The organism is Streptococcus sp. 3705 (assembly GCF_013277145.1).
Lineage (GTDB): Bacteria > Bacillota > Bacilli > Lactobacillales > Streptococcaceae > Streptococcus.
The window spans coordinates 37439-60654 of sequence record NZ_VMMJ01000013.1 but is presented as its reverse complement, the minus strand read 5'-3'; the positions used below and the strand labels follow the sequence as shown (position 1 = coordinate 60654).

Genomic DNA, 23216 nt, shown 5'->3' with positions numbered 1-23216 from the left:
CTTATTTCTCTAATTCTAATAAAACACTAAGGGCTGATAAGGCGTAAAGTGGTGCTGTTTCTGCTCGCAAGATACGAGGGCCAAGTCCTGCAAGAACCGCTCCCTTAGCTTCAAAACTTTCGATTTCTGCAGGTGAGAGACCACCTTCTGGACCAAAGATAAAGAGCAATTTGGCTCCCTTATCGAATCCAGTAACTGCTTGTAAAAGCGCAGCAGCTTCTCCTTCTTTAGCCGACTCTTCATAAGCCACTACGATAGAGTCAAACTGGTCAAGTTGGGCTAGAAAATCTGCTTTTTTCTCAAAAAGCTGGATACTTGGAACGATATTACGCTTACTTTGCTCTGCTGCTCCAAGGGCGATTTTTTCTAGTTTTTCAACCTTTTTACCCAATTTCTTGCCATCCCATTTGGCGACCGACCAATCAGCAGGGAAGGCCCAAATCTGGCTAGCACCCAGTTCGGTTACTTTTTGAGTGATGAACTCTAGCTTGTCCCCCTTGGGAAAGCCGGATGCAATGGTCACTTGGACTGGCAGTTCCACATTGTCATCTAGTTCTTCTACCAATTCAAACTGACGAGCTTCCACATCAAGCACACGTGCCAAGCGCTTGATGCCATCCTCAAAGACCAAGGTAACCTCATCATCTTCTTTCAAGCGCATAACCTGAAACATGTGCTTGCTGGTTTCCTTGTCCTCAATAGTGACAGGAGAGATAGCACTGCCTTTGACAAAATACTGTTGCATGCTAGCCTCCAATCACACCGGAAATATCCTTGGTTTTCTTAAAGACACAGGCATTCCATTCCCCTTGAACCATGTGAGTTTCAAGGAAAAATCCAGCTGACTCAGCCGACTCGCGCACCATATCCCACTTGTCCTTAATAATTCCACTCATGATGAGGTAGCCTTCGTCCTTAACCAAACGATAGGCATCATCTGTCAGATGAATGAGGATATCCGCCAAGATATTAGCTACAATCACATCTGCCTCAATCTCAACACCCTTAAGCAAATCACCTGCAGCTACATGGATATTTTCCATGCCAGGGTTGAGCTCAATATTTTCCTGAGCCACACGAACTGCCACATCATCTAGGTCGTAGGCGAAAATTTCCTTAGCACCAAGCAGCGAGCTGGCAATAGAAAGGACACCTGATCCAGTCCCCACATCTAACACTGTTTCCCCACCACGAAGAACCTGCTCCAAGGCAAAGAGGCTCATCTTAGTGGTTGGATGGGTACCCGTACCAAAAGCCATACCAGGATCCAGCTTGATAATCTTTTCCCCAGCAGTCGCCTCATAGTCTGTCCAAGACGGCACGATAGTCAAATCATGAGTGATACGAGCTGGCTCATAGTATTTCTTCCAGTTGTCTGCCCAATCTTCCTCAGCCAAAGCAGTTGTCCCCATCTTGACCTCACCCAAATCCATAAAATCTGCCAATTCTGCTAAGCGAGCCTGCAAGTCTGCCTCAACCACTTCCACATCTACCGTTTCAGGGTAGTAGGCTGTCACTACGATTTCCTCCTGTTGCTCAACCTCTGGGAAAATCTCGCCGAAGCGGTCAACATTTCCCACATAGTCCATGCTGTCTTCAATCGCAACGCCTTGCGCTCCCAGCTCAATCAGGAGGTTAGAGACTAGTTCCTCCCCCTCACGCTTCACTGTAACTTTTAACTCTTGCCATGTTTCCATTATTAAGATACCAAGCCCGTAAAACACAAAGCCAAAATAGAAAATTCTCTGAAGACGCTTGTGTCTAAGAGAAGTTTATCTTTTTGGCACAGTGTTTAGGGCGGGTTCAGTTTAGAAATGTAACTGAACTATCCTTTCTATTTCTCTATGCATTTTTTCATGTATACCATATCCATGCCTTCTTTTTCAGGTTCAATATGGGTTTGATGGTAGCCGTTCTTCTCATAGAAAGCAACCATACCTTCATCCTGTAATACCGTACACAAATCCCACTGTCTAACGGTTGGAAATTCCTTTTCCAGCAATTCCAATCCTTCAGAACCATAACCTTTTCCTTGATACTGGGGCAAAATTGCCGCTGTTCCCAACCAAGCATTCGTTAACTCTTCATTGGTCTGAATTCGTAAAAATCCGATATTTTCTCCCTTTTCTTTCACAAAGTAGTAATAGCTATTGGGACGCTCGACTAGTTTCCACTTAATTCGTTCACGGTCCTCCAGATAAGGATCATACTCATCTTGGTATTTCTCATAAACCGCCTTAAAGCTAGCTCTTTGAATCGCAATGATGGTCTCCAAATTCTCTGCTCCTGCTCGTTCAAGTCTTATCATAAACTTTCCTCCAAATAATCCCTCACTCTATCCTGCAACTGAGGTACAACTTGACTGGAACTAAGAAATTCCTCGACATTCATTAACTGATAGCCCTGTCCTTCATCTCCAAATACAATCTGGTCAAACTGTTCTTGCGTTAACTTGCCGACTAGAAATACAGATTGTTTATCCGCAAAAAGCATACTTGGATAAACCTTACTCCATAGTAGACAATCCTCAGTCAGATGAATTCCCAGTTCTTCATAAACTTCACGCGCCACGCACTCAAAAGGACTTTCATCACCTTCGCGTCCACCACCTGGCAGTTCCCACATATTGGGCCAGGGAATGCTTGTCTTATCATCGCGTAAGATAGTCAAGAGCCTATCCCCACAAAACAAAGCAATCTTACAGCCTGTAAAATCAGAAATCTCTATTTCCATATTAGACTCCTTCGGTTAATTCCTTTTCCAGCTCGGCTAACCAGTTTTGATAATAGCTTTTCTCATCCCGTAACATCCGACTGCTATTCATTTTCTGTCTAGCAATCTTCATAGCCTTGTGAGTTTGAACTACATCTTTCCTTACCTTAAATTGATACCAAGCTTGAATGACCTGCATATCTGCTGTTTTTAGAGATAAAAAGGATTTGACCCCTCGAATACTTGCATATTCTTCCGCTTTCTTATTATCTCCTTCCATCAGAGCAACTTGAAGAAGGTATAATTGAGAACTAGTTTTAGACATTGGATTATCTGTTTTCTCTAACACAGACTGAAACTCTTGCTTTGCAAGCTCTATATTATCATCCAATATGAATACCAACCCCTGAAGAGTCTGAACACTTTCTGCAAAACTCCCTCTCGCCTCCTCATCAACAGACATGATAAAGTCTTTTAAATCATATTCTTGAGGAGCTAGCAAGGTCTGGGCAGAATGCCTCAACATCAGGTAGGCGTATTTCGTATTTTCAGGGTGTTGTAGCAATTCCCAAATTTTTGCGCCATCGGTGATGCCGACTGGTAAAATGTTATTTAGGAAGAAAGACAGATTAAGAAAAATCCAAGTCCCTGCAAAATACCAGTTTCTTGTTAAAAATCCAAACACTATCGCCAATAATATCAAGCAAAGATGAACTATCAATCCTCCTGAAAGCATCAAGATGATTCTTTGATCGCTTTCATCCTCTTTTAAACCAATGTATTGAGCACCAACATTTTTCAGAATGGCTGTTCTACTAAGATGAAACCTACCTGACTTTTTGGTCAAAATAAAATGTCCTAATCCAAAAGCCACCAGCCGATAGCCTGTCAAGTAGCCACAAAAAGCATGTCCCAGCTCATGAAGAATCAAGATTAAATACATGCTTAGAAGAGCGAAGGCATAACCAAAAGTAAAGACTAAAACTGCGGAATACCCCAGCTCTGCAAATGCGATTGTTCCACAAGCACAAGCCAGCATAATAAAGACAACAGCTAGCACATAAACCAAATAAATCCCAATTTTCTTCATAAAATCTCCAACCAACTCCTAGTATCTCGGATAAGGATAAAACTCTCCCTCTTCCAAACCTACTTTTCCTTCTTCAAAGACTTCTTGGTTCCATTCCATGACGAATTCTTCTGCTTCTGGGTCTTCCAAAAAGTCCATGAGGGCATCTAGTCCAACCTCGGCAGTATCTTTAAGGAAAAGGGTAAAATAAGCTAAAAACTCACGAGAAAATCCCTTTTTAGGCAGATAAGGAATGACAGTCAAATAGTCTTCCTCATTGACTGTTGATTTGGCAGGATTGTAAAAAAGCACTGCTTCTTCAAAGAGAATGTCATCTGATGAAACCTCTCCATCCTCATCCACCATCTCCACACCTGCAGCATTTTGCGCTTCCAATAGAAAACTCACTTCAACCGCGTGATTGCGCTTGTCCCAACTAATCTCAAAGTCAAAGGGAAAATTCTTCTCCAACTCTTCCTCTAAAACATCTAAAAATCCATATGTTGCCATTTTGTCCTCTTCCTATGCGACTCTTAATCGCCCCGATTGCTCGGAAATATGCTAAAATAGATACTACCATCTTACCACATATACATCAGAAAATCCACGTTAGAAAGGACTGCTATGCCAGACAATCTCGCGCTTCGCATGCGCCCTAAAACCATCGACCAGGTCATCGGTCAGGAACATCTGGTCGGACCTGGAAAAATCATCCGCCGTATGGTGGAAGCCAACCGCCTGTCCTCCATGATTCTATATGGACCTCCAGGAATCGGCAAGACCAGTATTGCCTCAGCCATCGCTGGGACTACTAAGTATGCCTTTCGAACTTTCAATGCGACAGTTGATAGTAAAAAACGACTTCAAGAAATCGCGGAAGAAGCTAAATTCTCAGGGGGACTTGTACTACTCCTTGACGAAATTCATAGACTAGATAAAACCAAGCAAGACTTCCTCTTGCCTCTCTTGGAAAGTGGACTGGTCATCATGATTGGCGCTACGACTGAAAATCCTTTCTTCTCTGTCACTCCTGCCATTCGCAGTCGCGTTCAAATTTTTGAACTGGAACCTCTGTCTAACCAAGACGTCAAAGAGGCCCTGCAGATAGCTCTAAGTAACCCTGAGCGTGGTTTTGATTTTCCAGTAGAACTAGATGAGGATGCGCTGGATTTCATCGCAACCTCTACAAACGGAGACCTTCGCTCTGCCTTTAACTCACTGGACTTGGCAGTTCTCTCTACCCCTGAGAATGACGAGGGCATCCGCCACATCACCCTAGACATCATGGAAAATAGCTTGCAGCGGAGCTACATTACCATGGACAAGGATGGAGATGGCCACTACGATGTTCTCTCAGCCCTGCAAAAGTCTATCCGTGGCTCAGATGTTGATGCCAGTCTTCACTATGCTGCCCGCTTGATTGAGGCTGGTGATTTGCCAAGTCTCGCTCGTCGCTTGACCGTTATCGCCTATGAAGATATCGGCTTAGCCAATCCTGAGGCCCAGATTCATACCGTGACTGCTCTGGATGCTGCCCAGAAGATTGGGTTCCCAGAAGCCCGCATTCTCATTGCCAATGTCGTCATTGATTTGGCCCTTTCTCCAAAATCCAACTCAGCCTATGTAGCTATGGATAAGGCACTTGCTGACCTCAAAACATCAGGGCACTTGCCTATTCCGCGACACCTGCGTGATGGGCACTACAGTGGAAGCAAGGAACTGGGGAATGCCCAAGACTACCTCTATCCACACAACTATCCTGGAAATTGGATTAAACAAGACTATCTGCCAGAAAAAATCCGTAATCATCACTATTTCCAAGCAGAAGACACTGGTAAATATGAACGGGCTTTGGCTCAAAGAAAGGAAGCCATCGACCGTTTGCGAAAAATCTGAAATCCTTTTCAAAAAATTGCACTTTCCTCTTGATTTTTTTTGAAAAAGTGGTATCATATAAACATAGAAACGCTGTGGTGTACGACTTCACACTTAAGTGTTGACCGACTATTTTTTGTATTATTAGGGAAACAAAAGTCTTCTAACAGCATGTAGGCCGTCTCACACGGAAACAGCTTCAGTTAGAGCGAGTTGCCCACCTGCTTAATTGCGCGGGTTCAATACAAACCGTGAAGTTTCGGCACCAATACAGCTTTTTCTTTGCCTCCTTAGCTCAGCTGGCAGAGCAGCGGACTCTTAATCCGTGGGTCACAGGTTCGATCCCTGTAGGGGGCATAGTATATAGTTTAGAAACGTTGTTAAATCAACGTTTCTTTTTGATTTGGTCAACTTTTGGTCAATAATTCTATTTTTTAACTAAACTCGTCAAAACAGCACGAACTTTGTTATTTTCAATATCTGCTTTTTCTTTTATAAGATGTCCATAAGTTTCAGTTATTTGTTTAATATCTCTATGACCCATTAATTTTGAAACTGCCCAAATATCAACACCCATTGCTAACATTGTTGAACAATACGTGTGTCTCAGACCTGTACTTGTCATAGTTTGAGGATGAATTTTTAAGGTCTTTAAAATTTGTTTTAAATGCTTGTTCACTCCTGCATTTGTTACAACATTATAATTCAAATCAATAAAAATCATATTTTCATTATTCGTAATCATCTCATTTTCAATGAATACAGATTGCTCTTGTTTTATTTTCTTTAAAATTGTTAATGTATCTTCATCTATTGGAACTGTTCGAACTGAATCTTCCGTTTTGGGTTTTGTCCAACGTTTTTTTATAGTATCATATCTGCGATATGTTTTTATTTCTGAACTTTCCCACAATACACAATCCCATGTGAGACCTGCAACTTCCCCTGCACGTAATCCCGTTTTTAGTTGAATTAATAGTAAATGTGGAACGATTGAAGTTGTTAAATCAAGATTGCTTTCTAAATATGTTACTAACTTTTGATAGTCTTCAAAGCTATGAATATATTTTTCATCTCTTCGCTTTTGTGGAGGTCGTCCTGAGAGTATAACTCCTTCAGTAAAATCTTCGATATTAAGCTTATCTCTTTTCGCAAATACAATCACATTTCTAATTTCCGCATTCATTCTACTAACATTGTCTCTGCTATTAGTTTCAGCGTACTTATTAATAAATTCTTGATATTCGCTTGCTTTAATTTTTAAGGCTGGTTTGTCTTTGAAATATGCTTGAATGAATTTACCACGTATTAGATGCTTATTGAAAGTAGATTCCGCTTTTCCAATTGGTTTAACTGTTAATTCTAGCCACTTTTCCCATAGAGCATAGAATGTAATATTTTTATCAATTATTGCACCATTAAGCAATTTTAACTCAAGAGCTAACGCTTCAATTTCAGCTTCTCTTTTTGTCTTAAAGCCTGAATTTGAAGCAACCACCTTTTTATTTTTATCAAAAATTCTATAATCCCATAAATTCTTTTTTCCTCGTTTTCTGAATGAAACTGACATGATTACCTCTTTCTAAAAGACGATAACCAAGATATTATCTTGATTATCGTATCATAAACTAAAGATTTCTGCAAAGTTTTCTTCAAAAAATTGTTTCGTTTTACTAGCTAAGAAATAGTACCGTCCACCCTGACTGTCTGGATATTTCACAAACCCATCTTTGTTTTTATCAATATCGATTTTTGAGCGAATAGCAGGTTGATAAAGAACATGTTCCAATAGCCAAGGTCGAGAGACTGAAACCATCTCTAAAACCTCGGATAAGCTCATATACTTCCCCTGAGAAGCCTTGTTTTTTAAGTTGAGGTATTCATCTTTTTCTACTATGATATGAGAGGCAGGCAACTGTACTTCTAAATTGTCTATTTTGATTAAAATTTTATCTGTCATATAATTTTTCCTTATTCTATGATACAATAGAAGCAGAAATAGTATTTATTATTTCCACTAGTTTTAGTTATCACTGCACTCGCTTTGGTCGGTTGAGTCTGTAGTGATAACTTTTCTTTTGCTGTCAATATTTTTTACTTTCTTAATTCTTCCTAATATATCCGAAGCGATTTTTCGAAATTCTTCTTCATTTTCTACACTGTTTAGTGAATACGTCTGTAATTTTTCAAATGCTTGTTTTGCTTTTTCTTTTAAATCACGTTTTGCTGTGTAATTCCATAATTCAATTTTGATAACCTTATTCTTTTCATCGTGAATCATTTTAATTACAAATCTAATTCTTCGCATTAGCTGATGATATTCTTTATTTTTCTTTCCAAACCACGAATCACACCAATCCCAATAACTATCTGAATTTGTGATAATTGTTAAATCATTGATGATATACGCATCTTTAAACCGTGAACTTAACTGTGTAGCTGAATCTGGTTCTAGTATCTGAAATAACTCTCGAAAAGTCATGCCACAACTTGCATCTAGTTCATTGATTACAATTGTTTTTTCCCCTTTGTAGCCAGAACCTAAATCGAAACGCTTTTTATTTATTGATGGGGTATGTGCTCCTAATCTATCACGTTCTTCTGCAAGTAAGCGTGCTAAATATGATTTTCCTGTTCCTCCTTCAGCTTGAATATAAATACCTGTATGATTTCGTTCGCCCTTACTCATACGAATAAACTCCTTATGAATAAATTCTTGTCTGTTTTCCTCAAATTGTCTTTTATTTGAATTCCACGCTTTTTGTGCTATCCGTTGAGTGAATTGCTCAAATAATTGTTGTTTTGCTTCAGTTGTAAGTAAGCCTTCTTCTGAGATTAGATAGCTTAATTCTAAACAATAATCGTCTATTTCTAGACCATTGTCAGATTTTTCTTTGCTATGATTTTTGATTTTTCCCATGATATCATCGATATAGTTTGTATTTTCTGATGAAATGACTTCTTTGACCTCATAGGGGAATTTGTGTTCTTCCATATTACGTTCATTTCTATGTGTTAAATATCGACATGCTTTTATCGAACTACGAACAAACTCTAAATTTTGTTCTCTTGAAATTGATAAGCTTTTATAAACAGATGAATAAGTATGAGCATGTTTGAAATCAATATAAAAATGGGCATGCAATGGTTTTGAACTTCCGTCATCTTTTAAATCTTTATCATGAAAAATAATATGATACCTATCATCTTCATTTTTACAATAGTCTTTAATACGTTGAACAACGGATTCACGAAAATCTTTTTCAGTTAATTTTAAATTTGCATTATGTTCATATTCAAATGAAATTTGACCAAAAAATTTTCTTTTTCTATCATTTTGATTAATCTTCATAAAAATCCTTCCTGATTTTGACACAAAATAGAGAGTGTGTGTTGATTTTGAGTTGTTGTGATATGGTTTGAATGTGGATGCACTGACGGAGAAAAACGTGCATCCACATCCAAACAAACATCATATTTTCTTGACACATCACAACATAAAAATCTTATTCATTAGACGTGAATTGTTTTAAATTTATGGTGCTGGTGTACTTGCTTACCTTCAGTAGCAGTACACCGCACCTTTATTTTTTTCTAAATGCTGTTGAGCTGAATGTTCTACTATTTTCTAATCTAATAAAATCATTAAATAAATATCTACTATCTAACTGATTTAATTCTCTTTTAGCCTGTGCTAATAATTCTTCCATAATATTATAACTTTCACAATTCGCTGGAAAAGTCCATGTTGCAACAGCTTTTTGTTCATAGTAAACAACAGTTAATGTCAATAGAGAACGGTTTGCTTTTCTGATAATTTCCTGTTTTGAATTGCTGTAGCGAGAAGATTCTTCCAAAGTTGGCTCTACATTTATCTGCCTACAAAATCGTCTCATTTGCCACGTCGCAACATATGACTTAATGCTATTTCTGAAATAATCAAATTCAGCATTTCTAAATGCAAAATCGATATTAATTATAAATAGTAATAATATAAATGATACACTCGAAATTAAACGTAGTACTGATATAAAAACAATAAAATAAAAAAATGTTTCTATATGTATTTGAAAAATGATAAATGTAGCCAAACGCTCTAAAATAAAAAATATAATAGAAACAAAAATTGTAAAATTAACTACATTGTATTTATTAAAGTATTTCGTCATGTGATTTCTTCCTTCCTGATGTTATAAGAGGGGGTTAGAAGTGGCATAATATGCGTTCGATGTTCACTATCTGTAAACTTGACTATACCTGTACCAATACCAGGTGGGACTACAATATTATCAACATTGATGTTGGGCAATAAAAACTGACAAGTATTCGCATTTATCTCACCTAAAATAAAGATACAGTTAATTTGTTCACGTACTGCTGTATTACCGCCAAATGCAGTTGCATCAAAGCGTTGGCTACATAAAATGAGTGAGATGGAGGTCTGACGGCCGAGAAGAGCAATCGTCCCAAGTAATTGCCCAAATGATTCACGAGACTGCTTAGAGCTCCCCTGAACAAGTGCCAACAGTTCATCAATAACAATATAAATGCGTTCAAACTGAGTTTTTGGATTTGTTAATAATATTTTTTGCCGTTCATATATCTTATTAATGATTCGACCCAACAATTCATTGACCTCTGTAATAAAACTGTTTAAGTTTGAACCATGTGTTGGTGCTAATACTTCTAAACCTAATTCCTTACTTAGTAAGTAAACATCAGCGATTTTAGGGTCGACGCAAATAATTTGATTTGTGAAAGATTTTAGACAACTAATCAAATAACGTAAGAAATGAGTCTTTCCTGTACCAGATGCTCCACTCACCGCCAAACTTGTCACCGCTTTCATTGGGATATTACAAATATTGTTAGCCATAATTGGGAGAGTATTTTCTGACACGTTCTTTTTAATAAAAGATGAAAGATTATCAATCTTTAACCGAGTTGGAATCCCATCAACCCAAGGAAAGAAAAATGCACGTGCTTGATTTTCATTTTTTGTATCATAAGGAACAAAAAAAGCATTATTCTGTGGTAAGAGAGTCTTGAATGGGTAGAGTATGCCAGCGCAAATTGCAAAAATATCAAAGTATAGTTTTTTGCTTAAAGAATAACTTACAGGGAGATTTGGGACGTAAAAAACGCCGGAATCATTGCTTGCAACCTTAATATCAAATGAATTTAAATAAGATGATTCATCATTAATATTGAGAGCGTTATTCAAATTTCTCAAAATAAATTGTTCTAATTCGAATTTGTTTTTACCAAATTCAGTAGTGTCAGAAACAACCGCTTCTGACACTTTCTGATTTTGGCTTTTATTCATTAAAAAAGCCATGCATTATTTTCCTTTCTTCTTAATATCTTTTGCCCTGAAATAAAGTTGTCCGTACTGGTTTTCAAAAGCTTCTAAATCTTCAAATTCAACAATATCTCCGATTTCGAATTTTGATAAATTTGGCTTATTTTCTGGTAAAAACTTGACCTTAAAAGGATTGTGATTATCACTTGCAACGTAAACTTGATAGCCTTGAATGTTATCTGTACGTTTCATTTTTTCTTTACCGTTGACAATTTCGCCCGATTTTTCAAATTCATATTGAATCTCAAGTTGTTTACCAACCAATTTTACAACTTCATCTGAAAGAGCTTGTTCTGCTAGGCTAGCACTGTAGCCATTTGTGCGTTTAAAAAATGCCATAATTGGCCCCCTTTGTTAAAAAGTATTTTAAAGTTTTGCTACGAGAGCAGTAACTTTATGAGTCTATTCTAGCAATAATTTTTTCGAAAATCTATAAAATGTGTATTTTAAATTTGACAAATCAATATTTACGATATATAATTTATGTGTACGATATACATTAGAAAGTGTTAAGGAATAAAAAATGACTAATTTAAAACTAAAAAGATTATCTGAATTTATTGATGACATGATACAAAAGTATCAAATTGAGGAAACAAAAAATATTAAAAAAAGTTTACGTAGAAAATTTGTTACAGAATTGGAAGCTATGGGACAGTGGGATAAAGCTAATTCTAAAACTTTTGGTCGAAACAGAACAAAGGTATTCAATTATGAAATTCTTGATAGATTAGAGAAACGGTGTGAACGATATTTAGTTAAGAAGAGCGGATTTGATTTTGATAAGTTCAAAGATTATAAAAGCAACATAGATAGTGAAAACTATTTTGAAGAAGCAACAGAAGATGAGCTAAAGGATATGCATGAAAGAGCTGTTTTTAGGTCATGGGCTGGTTCTATTTCAAAAGAAGAGATTCGAGATGTCATGCTAACAGCTTTATTTGAAAAATTTTTTACTTCTATTGATATTGAACAATGGCAAAAAGACAGTGATTTTTTAACAATTGTTGATGCTAATGATGATAGAGAATCTAGTTTTGAATATTACAGGGCGAAGGAACGTTATTCGTCTCACAATAAATCTGCATATTATAAGGAAAGAAAATAAATGAATAAAAAATAACCGCTAGGATGTGTGAATCTTAGCGGTTATTTATGTTGTTTAATAGGGTTGCTACTGCATCAATTATATCTGTTTTTTGTGGTTCTGGTATTTGTTCAAGTTGATTGATAATATTTTCAATTTCTTTACTCTTTTCTGGAAAACCGAAATTAAAAAATGTTTTTTCATCTACTTCAAGAGCTATAAGTATTTTATTCAGTGTTTGTATTTGAAAATTATATTTTTCATTTTCTATGTTGTGGATATGTTTCGAGCCTAAGCCGGCTAATTCGGAAAGTTTTTCTTGGCTTAGCCCTTTTGTTAATCGTAAATATCTAATTCTTTTTGCAATAAAAGTTTGTAAGTTGTTTTGATTCATAATTGTTTACCTTCACTATTATTTTAAAGATAAACATTATAAATAATAAGTAGTACAAATTACACTTGTATAGTATATAAGTGTTGAATATTACACTATATAATGATAAAATAGTGTAGTAAAACTATAAAAATTAGCTCATTTTATCAGCCATCAAAGGAGAAAATGATGAAGAAACTGAAAACCCTAACAACTTCAACAGCTATTGCGCTTGCGTCTGTTGGTGTGCCTGCATTTGCTCAAGAAGCAACTACTACAACAGCAGTTGATACAACTGCTGTAAACGAACCTGCTCTTGTTTCAAAACCTGTAGCTAACGCAAAACCAGAAGTGAAGAAATCTTCTGATGTCAAGCCTGCTCTTGATGCTCAAGCGTCTACTGTTAAGCAAGTTGAAGCTGAAAATGAAACAGCAACCGCTGAAGCTACTTCTGCTAACAAAGTTGTCACAACTACTGAATCTGCTTTGACAAGCGCTAAAGAGGACTTGAAATCAGCTGAAGCTGTTAAAGCCAATGCTACAGAAGAAAATATCACTGCTACAAAAGCAAAACAAGATGCGAATGTAAAAGCTCAAGAAGCCAATCAAAAAGCAACTGAAGCATCTACTGAAGCGATTAAAGCTCAAACTGAAACTGTAGCAACTGAAACAGCTAACGTTGCAAGCGCAACAAGTAAGAAAGCTGAAGCGGATAAAACAGTAACCGCTAAAGAAGCGAATGTAAAATCAGCTGAAGACGCGCTAAATGGTTCAGGACTTGGCGAAGCCAAAGCCTCTCTTGCCCAAGCTGAAAAAGATATTGAACAAGCAAATGCGAATATCTCAAGTGCAACAACAGCTGTCGAAACTGCTAAGAAAGCAGATAGCAACCGCGCAGACGCCATCAAACAAGCTACAAACAATGTAAATGTCAAAAACGATGCCTTGAAACTAGCTAAAGAAATGATGGACGCAGATAAAACAAAAGTTGAATCCATCCAAGAAAAAGCAGATGCTACAGCGTCTAAAGAAAAAGAAGCGCAAACTGCCTTGGATACACAGAAAGCTCTCTCTGGTGAAGCTATCATTCATATGGGAAATCCAGTTCATCATTTGACAGATGAAGAAAAAGCTTATTATGGTCTTGATAAGAACGATATCACATTCTCAGATGCTAAAAGCTATTATGTACGTAATCGTTATAAGAGAGATGGTAAAGCAGACGAACTTATGTTGACAATGGGAGCAAAAATGCATAAAGCTCTAACAGTTGACTTCAATAAGAATGATGATAAACGCAGCATCAATATTGACAATTTAACCGATAAAGAAATTGCTGAAATTAGTGATTTTTATGCTAAATTGGTAAATGCTTTACAAGAAAAAATGGGATATTCAGAAAAATACCGAGCTTATGCTGCACAAGATACTCTTGAACACAGTAAACAAAAAGCTAAAGCTTATGAAGCTCGTGGAACTGACCCTGCTGTAGCTGGTCACATCAATAGAAACACTGATCCTGAAAACATGGCATTCATCTATAAAAGTGATCAAATTTCAACAATGCTTGATTTGAAATATGCTGTGTTAGATGCTTTTAAAGAATATTCATTCTTAGATGATGAATCAAATTGGGGACACGCTGCTAACAACCTAAACGGTGGTGGTGTTGCAATGACTGTCGCTAATATCAATGGTAAACGTTGGTTTGTCAACTCATTTGGTAGCGATGGTAAACATAAAATCAACCTCAACCAAGAACTTGCCCAACTTGAAGCAAAACTAGCTGAAGCACAAAAACAAAATAGCCAAGCTCAAACTGCTCTTACAAATGCTAAAGCAGAATTGGCAGCCGCTTCACGCAAATATGCTTCTGCACTTGACGCTAAAACAGAAGCTGAAAAAGAATTGGCAAGTAAAACAGCTAGTCCACTTCAAACAGAAGTTGCTGAAAAGAACTTGCAATTGGCAAACCTTGCTTTGAAAAATGCACAAGAACGTAAAGCAACTGCTGAAAAAGCTGTTGAAAACTTCTCAAGAAGCCAAGCAGAAAAAGAAATTGCTCTTGAAACAGCTAAAGATGAACTAGCTACAGCTAAAACTGCTCAAAAAGATGCTGAAAATGCTCTTACAAATGCGCAAGCAAAATTGCAAACAGAAGAAAACAAGTTGACTGCACTTCAAGATGAACAAGCGAAGCTCCATGCAGAAAAAGACCAATTGGTATCAGATGCGAAATCAATTGCAACAGAATTGAGTGCTTATCTAAACGCAGATAAGAATCTTACAGATGCGCAAGCAAAAGTAGCTGATTTGGAAACAAAATTGACTCAAGCAAAATCTTCTGCAAAATTGGCACAAGATAAAGTAGACGCAGTTACAGCTAAATTGCAAGCTGAACAAACTAAATTAGCTGAAATCCAAGAAGAGTTTGATAAGTTGCTAGACTTAGAAAACAAAGCTAAAGATAATGTAGTTGCAACTCTACCAGACGGAACTGTTGTGGCTGTACCTCGAGTAGATTCAGATTCTAATACTTTACCTACAGAAAATACTGAAAAAAATGTTGATAAAACAAAACCAGCTTCACAATCAGGTAAAGATGTTGCTTTGGATGCTAAAGAAGATGTTGTTGCGAAAGATAAAGAACAAACAAAAGATAAACAACAAACATATTCAGCTCCAGCTGTTAAAGCAGGTGCAGATGAAAAAGTGACATATTCACGAGTAGAACGTTCAAAATCATTACCAAATACTGGAGAGTCATCAAGTGTTGCAATGTTGGTATTCGGTGCAATTCTTGGAACATTTGGAGTTGTAACAGTACGTAGAAAAAATTAGAATAATAAAAAAATCTTCTTATCATAAATAGGAAGATTTTTGTTAAAATATATTAAAAGAAAGAAATAATGTGAGGATTAAAAAATGAGAACTCCTAAGATATATAATGATTTAATTAAGAATAAAGAAATAACAAATAAAATTATTGCAGAATGTATATATTCTGTTAATAAAAGAGCAAAAAACTATCGAGATAAAATAGAAGATTATAAGCAAGCTGGATTCTATAGATACAAAGAAAATAATATTGAAAATGCAAAAGAACAGAAAGAAAAATACTATAGTATGAAAGAAGATTTATTATTAAACTTCAGTCCAAAATTAATTCATAAACAGTATGCAGGTGAGAAAAGACAACGAGTCTATAGTTATCAAAAAAATTATGAAAAACTATATAATGAAAAAAGAAATGATATTGTTTGGGAAAATAGTTACTATGACTACGATAGAAATAAGGAAGTTGAATTTTTTGATTATAGCTTAGGTGAGAAAAAATATTTATATTTCTTATATTATGAAATCGGTGAATATAGTTTTCATACCCCAATTACAGAAGAAAGGGTAGAAAAAAATACTCAATTGGAAATCAAAGAAATAGATGAGAATTTTCAAACTCATGGAGCTGATATAGTAGATTTACTTTCAACTCAATTTGTTCAAAAAGTAATAGACTTGTTAGATAGTGGAGATTATACAATTATAGAATAATTAAAAAAATCTTCTTACGTTTGTAGGAAGATTTTTTGGATTCACAAAACTAGTTTAAAAGACTACGCTATTTAAACCATTTTTGAGAATGCATATCGGACTATACCAATTGCGCCGAACACGGTATCGAACCATGTATAAAAAATCGTGATTATTGATTTTTTAAACTTAGGAATTACAGGAAAAACTAAAAATTTATTTGGTCAACCACTGGTCAATTTCCTTAATTTCAATACTAACTAGCGTGTGATAATATCTTGATTTAATCGCTTTTTACTTATTTATTTTAACTTATTTTAACGCTAATTTACATGTAGGGGGCATCTATATACAACAGGAAAAGCCTTGGAATCAAGGCTTTTTTGTGTAGTCTTAGAACTAAAAAACGATAGAAAAAACGCCCCTTCTGAACTGCGCCATATGAAGTTATTTAAGCACCTCCTTTTCTTTTATTGCCATTTTCTGTTATAGTAAATTGTACTTCTAAAATAGAAAGGTCTTAAGATGACAACTCTTATTAAACATAAACGTGTAGAATTTTCAGAACTTTTTTATGACTTAGTTTTTGTTTTTGCAATTTCAAAAGTAACTACTTTAATCGACCATCTTCATAACGGTATTTTGACTTGGAATTCTTTCCTTGATTTTTTCATTGCTATTTTGGTTCTCATCGATTCCTGGATGATTCAAACCGATTATACCAATCGCTATGGAAAGAACTCTTTATTTAACATGGTAATCATGTTTATCAAAATGGGACTTTTACTCTTTATAGCCAATATGATTGGACCTGATTGGCAACAATATTTTCATTATCTCTGTTGGGCTATTGGTACATTAACCCTTACCTTATTTTTTCAATATTTGGTTGAATTTTTTAGAAAATCAACCGATGATGTTGAACGGGAAAGTATCAAAGGTTTTCTATGGATAACAGGTCTAGGAAGTTTAGGAGTCTATCTAGCAACTCTTCTTCCTATTTACGTTAGAGTCTATATCTTCTTTGCTAGTATTCTGTTTATCTTTATTATGCCAAGTATCTTGCTTAATAAAGATAAGCATTACCAGGTAAATCTTCCCCATTTAATCGAGCGCATCTCCCTTCTTGTCATTATTACGTTTGGAGAGATGATTACGAATCTAGCTAACTTCTTTACAATCGAGAATTTCTCGATTTATTCGGTTCTTTATCTCATTATTATGATTTCTCTGTTCTTGTTTTATTTTGGTCAATTCGACCATGCTATTGATGAAAAATCTAATCAAAAGGGACTATTTCTAATTTACAGTCACTATCCTATTTTCATTGGACTTATGATGATGACTGTATCGATGAGTTTTCTTCAGAATCCTGAAGCTAATCGTCTCTTTGCAACCAGCTTCTCTTATATCGGATTTGGCCTCTTTCAAGCTGCTGTCCTAGTAAATGGGCCCTATAACAAACACTATCTTCGCTATTCGAAAAGTTACTACTGTGTCCAAGCGACACTCTATCTGGCTGCCTTGATTCTCTCTTTAATCTTTGCTTCTAATCCTATAATAGTAGTGAGTATAACAACCATTTTAGCTCTAGCTATAGCCATTCATTTTATTTATTTTTATATGACACAGAATAAAAAATATTCCAAATCTAACTGGGAGTTATTTTAATGAGTTTATAACATAAAAAAGCTTTGGGAACCAAGGCTTTTTTGATTTCTATCTAAACTTTTTCATAAGGTATTTTCGTGCAGGTGCTTCAATGGTTTGAACAATTTCAAATCCTTCTTTTTGATAGAGGTGCTTGGCTGCTTGATTTGCATCGAAGACATTTAGAGAAATACTATCTATGTCTCCATTTTCAAAAGTCAAACTAACAAATTTCCTTAAGGCCTGGCTACCTAAGCCTTGCCCCTGTTTCTGGGGGTTGATAAAAAATCTTCCAATATGAAGATTGCTGTCTTCTTGCCTGATTTTCTGGATAAGCCCCACAAACTCGTATCCATCAAAGATTGAAAAGATTCCTTCCAAATCTTGCAAGACTTGAATGGTCAAGGGAAAAGGAATCATTGGTCCCATCCATTGTTCTTGAAAGGATTTGCCGAGGGAGTTGGACCATTGGCATACGAGCTGAGCATTTTCTGTGCTCACCTTTTCTTCAAAACGAATTATCATCTTTGCCTCACCATCTTATCTATGTTTCTCCATTATACTACTTCTCCTATTTTTTACGAATAGATAAGTATGATTGATTTTTATTTTTTTCTTGTTGGGAGCATTCTCGCTTCCTTTCTCGGTTTGGTCATTGACCGTTTTCCTGAGCAGTCCATTATCCGACCTGCTAGTCACTGCGATTCCTGTCAGACTCGCTTGCGTCCCTTAGATTTGATTCCGATTCTCTCGCAGATCTTCAATCGCTTTCGCTGTCGCTACTGCAAGGCTCCTTATCCTGTCTGGTATGCCCTCTTTGAACTAAGCTTAGGACTCCTCTTTCTATCTTGGTCTTGGGGTTTTCTTTCCTTGGGGCAAGTCATCCTAATCACTGCTGGTTTGACCTTGGGCATCTACGACTTTCGCCATCAGGAATATCCCTTACTGGTCTGGATAACTTTCCATCTGCCTCTAATGGTCTACTCAGGCTGGAATCTGGTCATGGTCTTTTTCCTTGTCCTAGGAATTCTAGCTCATTTTATCGATATCCGTATGGGTGCAGGGGATTTTCTCTTTTTAGCTTCTTGTGCTCTCGTCTTTAGTGCGACCGAATTACTCATCTTGATTCAGTTTGCTTCTGCAACAGGGATTCTGGCCTTTCTCCTGCAAAAGAAAAAGGAAAGACTTCCTTTCGTGCCTTTCCTATTACTCGCTACTTGTGTGATTATTTTTGGTAAGCTACTGCTTGTTTGATAAAGTCCTGAATCGGCTCTCCTTTGTGGAGAGCTTTTACGATTTTTGAACCGACGATAACACCATCTGACACCGCATTGAAGCGTTCTACATCGGCTTGACTAGATACACCAAATCCTGTCAAGACGGGGATGTCAGCCACTTGATGCAATTGTGCCAAGTGCTTGTCCAAATCTGCTCGGTAATTGCCTGATTTCCCTGTCACCCCATTGATAGCAACGGCATAGACAAAACCTTCTGCCCCTTCAATCAACTCTTTCTGACGCTCAATCCCTGTCGTCAAACTAACTAGAGGAATCAAGACGATGTCTGTATCTGCCAAAAAAGGCTCTACAAAGTTAGCATGTTCATGAGGCAGGTCTGGGATAATCAATCCCTTAACCGCTGTATCTGCCAAATCTTTGACAAAGTTCTCCACACCGTACTGAAAGAGGGGGTTGAAGTAGGTCATAATGACCAGTGGAATCTCTGTTTCAATGGTTTTCAAGGTTTCAACCAAAGCTTGTGTCGAAGTACCATGAGCTAGACTGCGCAAGCCTGCTTCTTCGATAACAGGTCCATCTGCGACAGGATCTGAAAAGGGAATACCCACTTCAATGGCAGAGACACTCAAATCTTCTAAAAAGTGGATTGTTTCACCGAGACCATCCAAACCTTTCTCGTGGTCTCCAGCCATGATATAGGGAACGAAAATTCCTTTTCCAGCTGCTTTTATAGCATTCAATTTTTCTGTTAATGTCTTAGGCATGAGCTTCTCCCTTCTTTGCTGCATCTGCTTCCAAGCGGTCCTTGACTTGAACCACATCCTTGTCCCCACGACCTGATAGACAGACAATCATGGACTTGTCTGGACCCAGTTCTTTGGCTAATTTCACCGCAAAGGCGATAGCATGGCTAGATTCCAAGGCTGGGATAATCCCTTCCACACGAGACAAGAGCTGGAATCCTTCCAAGGCTTCCTCGTCCGTCACAGGGACATAGCTAGCACGTTTAATATCGTGGTAGTGAGAATGTTCTGGACCGATACCAGGATAGTCCAAACCTGCTGAAATAGAGAAGGCTTCAAGAATTTGACCATGGGCATCTTGGAGCACATCCATAAGGGAACCGTGAAGGACACCTGGGCGACCCTTGGTCAAGGTAGCTGCGTGGTGCTCTGTATCCACACCAAGCCCTGCTGCTTCAGCTCCATACATAGCTACAGACTCATCTTCTACAAAGGGATGGAAGAGACCGATGGCATTTGAACCACCTCCAACACAGGCTACTAAGGCATCTGGCAGATCTTGACCTGTCAAGTCGCGGTACTGTTGTTTAGCTTCTCGACCGATGACACTTTGGAAGTCACGAACAATTTCTGGGAATGGATGAGGTCCTAAGGCAGATCCAAGGATATAGTGGGTATCATCGATATTAGCTACCCATGAACGAAGGGCTGCATTGACCGCATCCTTGAGCACGCGCGAACCATCTGTCACTGCCTCAACCTTGGCTCCCAAAAGCTCCATACGGAAGACATTGAGGGCTTGGCGTTTGACATCTTCCTCACCCATGTAGATAGTACATTCCATGTTAAAGAGGGCTGCAGCTGTTGCAGTTGCTACACCGTGCTGACCAGCACCTGTTTCTGCGATAATTTTCTTTTTACCCATGCGTTTAGCCAGAAGAACTTGTCCCAAGGCATTGTTAATCTTGTGAGCCCCTGTATGGTTAAGGTCTTCACGTTTAAGATAAATCTTGGCTCCGCCAATATGCTGGGTCAAGTTTTTTGCGTAGTAAAGAGGAGTTTCACGTCCTACGTACTGACGTAAGAGCTGATTTAATTCCTCTTGGAAACTTGGGTCTGCCTGACTTTCACGGTAAGCCTTCTCCAACTCCAAAACTGCTGTCATCAATGTTTCTGGGACAAAACGTCCGCCGAATTTTCCGTAAAATCCATCTTTATTTGGTTCCTGATATGCCATGCTTTACCCTCTCTATAAATCTTCTAATCTTTTCATGATCTTTTTGTCCGTCTGTCTCCACTCCGCTTGATACATCGACTGCATAGGGAGTAAAGTGTTGAATTGCTTTTACTACATTGTCTTCATTAAGCCCACCTGCGATAAAGAAGGGCTGAGTTAATTCTGTCGTATCCAGTTGTCCCCAGTCAAAGGTCTGGCCACTCCCTGCCACAGGGGCATCAAAGAGTAGATAGTCTGCCTGAGAATTGGGCACATGACCCTCTCCATCCACCTGCACAGCCTGAATACTGGCACAAGGCAAATTCTCAAACAAATCATCCGCCACCTGACCATGAACTTGAATCAAGTCCAAGTCAACTTTTTCAATCGCTTCTAGCAGTTCTGCCCGACTTGGTGAAACAAACACACCAACCTTTTTGACATCTGCAGGAATAAGCTTTGCCAGCTCGGCAGCCTGATCCAAAGTCACCTGTCTTTTACTAGGTGCAAAGACAAAACCGATGTAGTCGGCTCCTGCTGAGACGGCTGTTTCCACCGCTTCTTTGGTCGATAGTCCGCAAATTTTAACCTTTGTCAATCTGCAACTCCTTGATTCTCTGAGCTACATCTTCTGCCTGCATAAGAGCTGTCCCAACTAAAATTCCATTAAAGTATGATGCTACTCGTTCCGCATCCTGCCCTGTGAAAATAGCAGATTCAGAAATGTACAAGCAATCATCTTTGAAATGTTTAGCCAAGTCTACACTGGTCTGCAAGTCAACTTCAAAGGTGGTCAAGTTGCGGTTATTGACCCCGATAATCTGGGCACCAAGTCTGTGAGCCACTTCTAGTTCAGCTAGATTGTGAGTCTCCACTAAAACTTCCAGACCAAGCTCTGTCGCATAGTCATAAAGTTCCTTGAGACGTTCTTCTGACAAGGCTGCAACGATGAGCAAGATGACTGTCGCACCAGCATTGCGAGCTCGAATGATTTGCTTTTCATCGATAATAAAGTCCTTGTTAAGCGTCGGAATGTTTACCTGACTGGAAATCTCCCGTAGATAATCCAAATGCCCTTTAAAGAAAACTTCATCTGTCAAAACAGAAATCATCACTGCTCCGTTTTCTTCATAAGTCTGGGCCTGTTGCACAATATCCACATCGAGATTGATATCTCCCAAACTAGGGCTAGCTTTCTTGACCTCAGCGATTACCTGCAAGCGGTCTTGGTGTTGCTTTAGATAGTCAGCCAAGCGATAGGTCTGGCGCAGGGGCTGGATTTCCTCCAGCTCCATCTGCTCCACCTCACTCGCCTTCTGCTCTAAAATTCGTGCTAAAAATTCCTGACTCATTTTTGGTACTCCTGTAACAGTCTGAGTTTTTCAAGAGCCTTGCCACTAGCAATCACTTGACGAGCTAAGGCAACTCCTTCCTTGATATTATCTACCTTACCATTAGCATAGAAACCAAGACCAGCATTTAAGACTGTCGTTTCCAAGAATGGACTTGGTTCATTTTTAAGAACGCTGAGCAAAATTTCTGCATTTTCCTGAGCATTGCCACCACGGATATCTTCGATAGCGTAACGCTCCATCCCTAAATCCTCTGGAGTAAAGCTTGACAAGCTGATTTCGCCATTCTCAAGAAGAGCAATCTTAGTTGTTCCATTCAAGCCAGCTTCATCCAATCCTTCTGGCCCAGCAACCACGATGGCACGCTTGCGACCCATATTTTTCAAAACCTGAGCTGTACTTTCTAGAAGTTCTGGACGACTAATTCCAAGAAGCTGTGTTTCCAAAGCCATTGGGTGAATCAGAGGACCAGTCAAGTTCATAATCGTTGGAATTCCCAATTCCAAACGAGCTGGCATGATGTATTTCATTGCTGGATGCATATTTTTAGCAAAGAGAAAGACGATGCCAGTTTTATCAAAGACCTTACCTAGTTCAGCTGGTTTGAGGTCTAGGTTGATACCCAAGGCTTCGAGAACATCTGCAGAACCAGATTTAGAAGAAATCGAACGGTTACCGTGCTTGGCCATGTGAATACCGCCACCAGCCAAGACAAAGGCTGCAGTTGTGGAAATATTAAAACTGAAAGACTTGTCCCCACCTGTACCACAGTTGTCCATAGCATCATGAATTTCAGTTGGAATATGTTGGGCATGCCCTCTCATGACTTGGGCAATGGCTGTGCGTTCTTCAGGTGTTTCCCCCTTCATCTTAAGAGCTAAGAGGAGAGAAGCAATCTGCGCCTCCGTTACACGCCCAGTTACGATACGCTCAATGACATCCGTCATTTCCACACCTGATAAATTTTCAAATTTTGCTAGTTTTTCAATAATCTCTTTCATCCTAGTTTCC

At 38.1% G+C, this 23216-nt stretch carries 25 protein-coding genes and 1 tRNA gene; 7 read left to right on the top strand and 19 right to left on the bottom strand.

From position 1 onward, the window contains the following. Position 1 precedes the first annotated feature (1 nt). The 6 genes from HT714_RS04160 to HT714_RS04135 all read right to left on the bottom strand — a co-directional run bounded on the left by HT714_RS04160 (position 2) and on the right by HT714_RS04135 (position 4291). Positions 2-745: a 16S rRNA (uracil(1498)-N(3))-methyltransferase gene (locus HT714_RS04160; protein ID WP_173225606.1), complete on the bottom strand. Its 744-nt coding sequence runs from the start codon at positions 743-745 to the stop codon at positions 2-4. 1 nt (position 746) lies between these two features. Then, the gene (gene prmA / locus HT714_RS04155) at positions 747-1697 is read right to left on the bottom strand and encodes a 50S ribosomal protein L11 methyltransferase (protein ID WP_173225603.1); all 951 of its coding nucleotides are present in this window, start codon (positions 1695-1697) and stop codon (positions 747-749) included. A 137-nt stretch (positions 1698-1834) separates the two neighbouring features. Then, positions 1835-2308 carry a GNAT family N-acetyltransferase gene (locus HT714_RS04150; protein ID WP_173225600.1) on the bottom strand — a complete coding sequence of 158 codons (474 nt, stop codon included), beginning with the start codon at positions 2306-2308 and terminating at the stop codon, positions 1835-1837. Then, entirely contained in the window at positions 2305-2733 is a 429-nt protein-coding gene (locus tag HT714_RS04145) for an NUDIX hydrolase (RefSeq protein ID WP_173225597.1), read from the bottom strand. The genes HT714_RS04150 and HT714_RS04145 overlap by 4 nt, the downstream gene beginning before the upstream one ends. 1 nt (position 2734) lies before the next feature. Beyond that, complete coding sequence (locus tag HT714_RS04140) at positions 2735-3802, bottom strand: M50 family metallopeptidase (protein WP_173225594.1); 1068 nt, start codon at positions 3800-3802, stop codon at positions 2735-2737. 18 nt (positions 3803-3820) lie between these two features. Next, positions 3821-4291, bottom strand: coding sequence for a DUF3013 family protein (locus HT714_RS04135; protein ID WP_173225591.1), 471 nt, complete (start codon positions 4289-4291; stop codon positions 3821-3823). Positions 4292-4405: 114 nt separating this feature from the next. Between HT714_RS04135 and HT714_RS04130 the strand changes: the two genes are divergently transcribed. Both HT714_RS04130 and HT714_RS04125 read left to right on the top strand, forming a co-directional pair. Beyond that, on the top strand, positions 4406-5677 hold the full coding sequence (locus tag HT714_RS04130) for a replication-associated recombination protein A (RefSeq protein WP_173225588.1): 1272 nt from the start codon (positions 4406-4408) through the stop codon (positions 5675-5677). A gap of 263 nt (positions 5678-5940) precedes the next feature. Then, a tRNA-Lys gene (locus HT714_RS04125) sits at positions 5941-6013 on the top strand. Positions 6014-6083: 70 nt separating this feature from the next. On the opposite strand, the gene HT714_RS04120 is transcribed toward HT714_RS04125, so the two are convergent. The 6 genes from HT714_RS04120 to HT714_RS04095 form a co-directional block, all read right to left on the bottom strand. After that, a complete protein-coding gene (locus HT714_RS04120; protein ID WP_153193065.1) occupies positions 6084-7226 on the bottom strand; it encodes a site-specific integrase in 1143 nt (380 codons plus the stop codon). A gap of 51 nt (positions 7227-7277) precedes the next feature. After that, entirely contained in the window at positions 7278-7616 is a 339-nt protein-coding gene (locus tag HT714_RS04115; RefSeq protein ID WP_153193064.1) for a DUF771 domain-containing protein, read from the bottom strand. 63 nt (positions 7617-7679) lie between these two features. After that, positions 7680-9008 (bottom strand): Rep family protein, encoded by a 1329-nt coding sequence (locus tag HT714_RS04110; protein WP_153193063.1) that lies wholly within the window; start codon positions 9006-9008, stop codon positions 7680-7682. A gap of 232 nt (positions 9009-9240) precedes the next feature. Continuing rightward, positions 9241-9825, bottom strand: coding sequence for a hypothetical protein (locus tag HT714_RS04105; RefSeq protein ID WP_153193061.1), 585 nt, complete (start codon positions 9823-9825; stop codon positions 9241-9243). Continuing rightward, positions 9822-10994, bottom strand: a complete 1173-nt coding sequence (locus tag HT714_RS04100; RefSeq protein WP_153193059.1) for a cell division protein FtsK — start codon at positions 10992-10994, stop codon at positions 9822-9824. Before HT714_RS04100 ends, HT714_RS04105 begins: the two co-directional genes overlap by 4 nt. Before the next feature lie 3 nt (positions 10995-10997). Next, a complete protein-coding gene (locus HT714_RS04095; RefSeq protein WP_102211522.1) occupies positions 10998-11357 on the bottom strand; it encodes a hypothetical protein in 360 nt (119 codons plus the stop codon). 184 nt (positions 11358-11541) lie between these two features. On the opposite strand from HT714_RS04095, the gene HT714_RS04090 reads away from it, so the two are divergent. Continuing rightward, complete coding sequence (locus tag HT714_RS04090) at positions 11542-12126, top strand: hypothetical protein (protein WP_153193058.1); 585 nt, start codon at positions 11542-11544, stop codon at positions 12124-12126. Between the two features lie 34 nt (positions 12127-12160). Here HT714_RS04090 and HT714_RS04085 read toward each other — a convergent pair whose 3' ends face one another. Then, a complete protein-coding gene (locus HT714_RS04085) occupies positions 12161-12499 on the bottom strand; it encodes a helix-turn-helix transcriptional regulator (RefSeq protein ID WP_061417958.1) in 339 nt (112 codons plus the stop codon). 168 nt (positions 12500-12667) lie between these two features. Between HT714_RS04085 and HT714_RS04080 the strand changes: the two genes are divergently transcribed. The 3 genes from HT714_RS04080 to HT714_RS04070 all read left to right on the top strand — a co-directional run bounded on the left by HT714_RS04080 (position 12668) and on the right by HT714_RS04070 (position 17677). Then, positions 12668-15319, top strand: a complete 2652-nt coding sequence (locus tag HT714_RS04080; RefSeq protein ID WP_173251527.1) for an SEC10/PgrA surface exclusion domain-containing protein — start codon at positions 12668-12670, stop codon at positions 15317-15319. 84 nt (positions 15320-15403) lie between these two features. Next, on the top strand, positions 15404-16027 hold the full coding sequence (locus HT714_RS04075; RefSeq protein WP_153193056.1) for a hypothetical protein: 624 nt from the start codon (positions 15404-15406) through the stop codon (positions 16025-16027). Between the two features lie 504 nt (positions 16028-16531). Then, on the top strand, positions 16532-17677 hold the full coding sequence (locus HT714_RS04070; RefSeq protein WP_173225582.1) for a low temperature requirement protein A: 1146 nt from the start codon (positions 16532-16534) through the stop codon (positions 17675-17677). 48 nt (positions 17678-17725) lie between these two features. On the opposite strand, the gene HT714_RS04065 is transcribed toward HT714_RS04070, so the two are convergent. Beyond that, the gene (locus HT714_RS04065; protein WP_173225579.1) at positions 17726-18181 is read right to left on the bottom strand and encodes a GNAT family N-acetyltransferase; all 456 of its coding nucleotides are present in this window, start codon (positions 18179-18181) and stop codon (positions 17726-17728) included. Positions 18182-18250: 69 nt separating this feature from the next. Between HT714_RS04065 and HT714_RS04060 the strand changes: the two genes are divergently transcribed. Beyond that, on the top strand, positions 18251-18910 hold the full coding sequence (locus HT714_RS04060; protein WP_173225576.1) for an A24 family peptidase: 660 nt from the start codon (positions 18251-18253) through the stop codon (positions 18908-18910). On the opposite strand, the gene trpA is transcribed toward HT714_RS04060, so the two are convergent. The 5 genes from trpA to trpD are packed head-to-tail and all read right to left on the bottom strand — an operon-like array spanning position 18882 to position 23206. After that, entirely contained in the window at positions 18882-19658 is a 777-nt protein-coding gene (trpA, locus tag HT714_RS04055; RefSeq protein ID WP_173225573.1) for a tryptophan synthase subunit alpha, read from the bottom strand. The genes HT714_RS04060 and trpA overlap by 29 nt on opposite strands. Continuing rightward, entirely contained in the window at positions 19651-20874 is a 1224-nt protein-coding gene (gene trpB / locus HT714_RS04050; protein ID WP_000331265.1) for a tryptophan synthase subunit beta, read from the bottom strand. Before trpB ends, trpA begins: the two co-directional genes overlap by 8 nt. Continuing rightward, positions 20852-21451, bottom strand: a complete 600-nt coding sequence (locus HT714_RS04045; protein WP_173225570.1) for a phosphoribosylanthranilate isomerase — start codon at positions 21449-21451, stop codon at positions 20852-20854. Before HT714_RS04045 ends, trpB begins: the two co-directional genes overlap by 23 nt. Continuing rightward, positions 21438-22205 carry an indole-3-glycerol phosphate synthase TrpC gene (gene trpC, locus HT714_RS04040; RefSeq protein ID WP_173225567.1) on the bottom strand — a complete coding sequence of 256 codons (768 nt, stop codon included), beginning with the start codon at positions 22203-22205 and terminating at the stop codon, positions 21438-21440. The genes HT714_RS04045 and trpC overlap by 14 nt, the downstream gene beginning before the upstream one ends. After that, positions 22202-23206 carry an anthranilate phosphoribosyltransferase gene (trpD, locus tag HT714_RS04035; RefSeq protein ID WP_173225563.1) on the bottom strand — a complete coding sequence of 335 codons (1005 nt, stop codon included), beginning with the start codon at positions 23204-23206 and terminating at the stop codon, positions 22202-22204. Before trpD ends, trpC begins: the two co-directional genes overlap by 4 nt. Between the last annotated feature and the right edge of the window lie 10 nt (positions 23207-23216).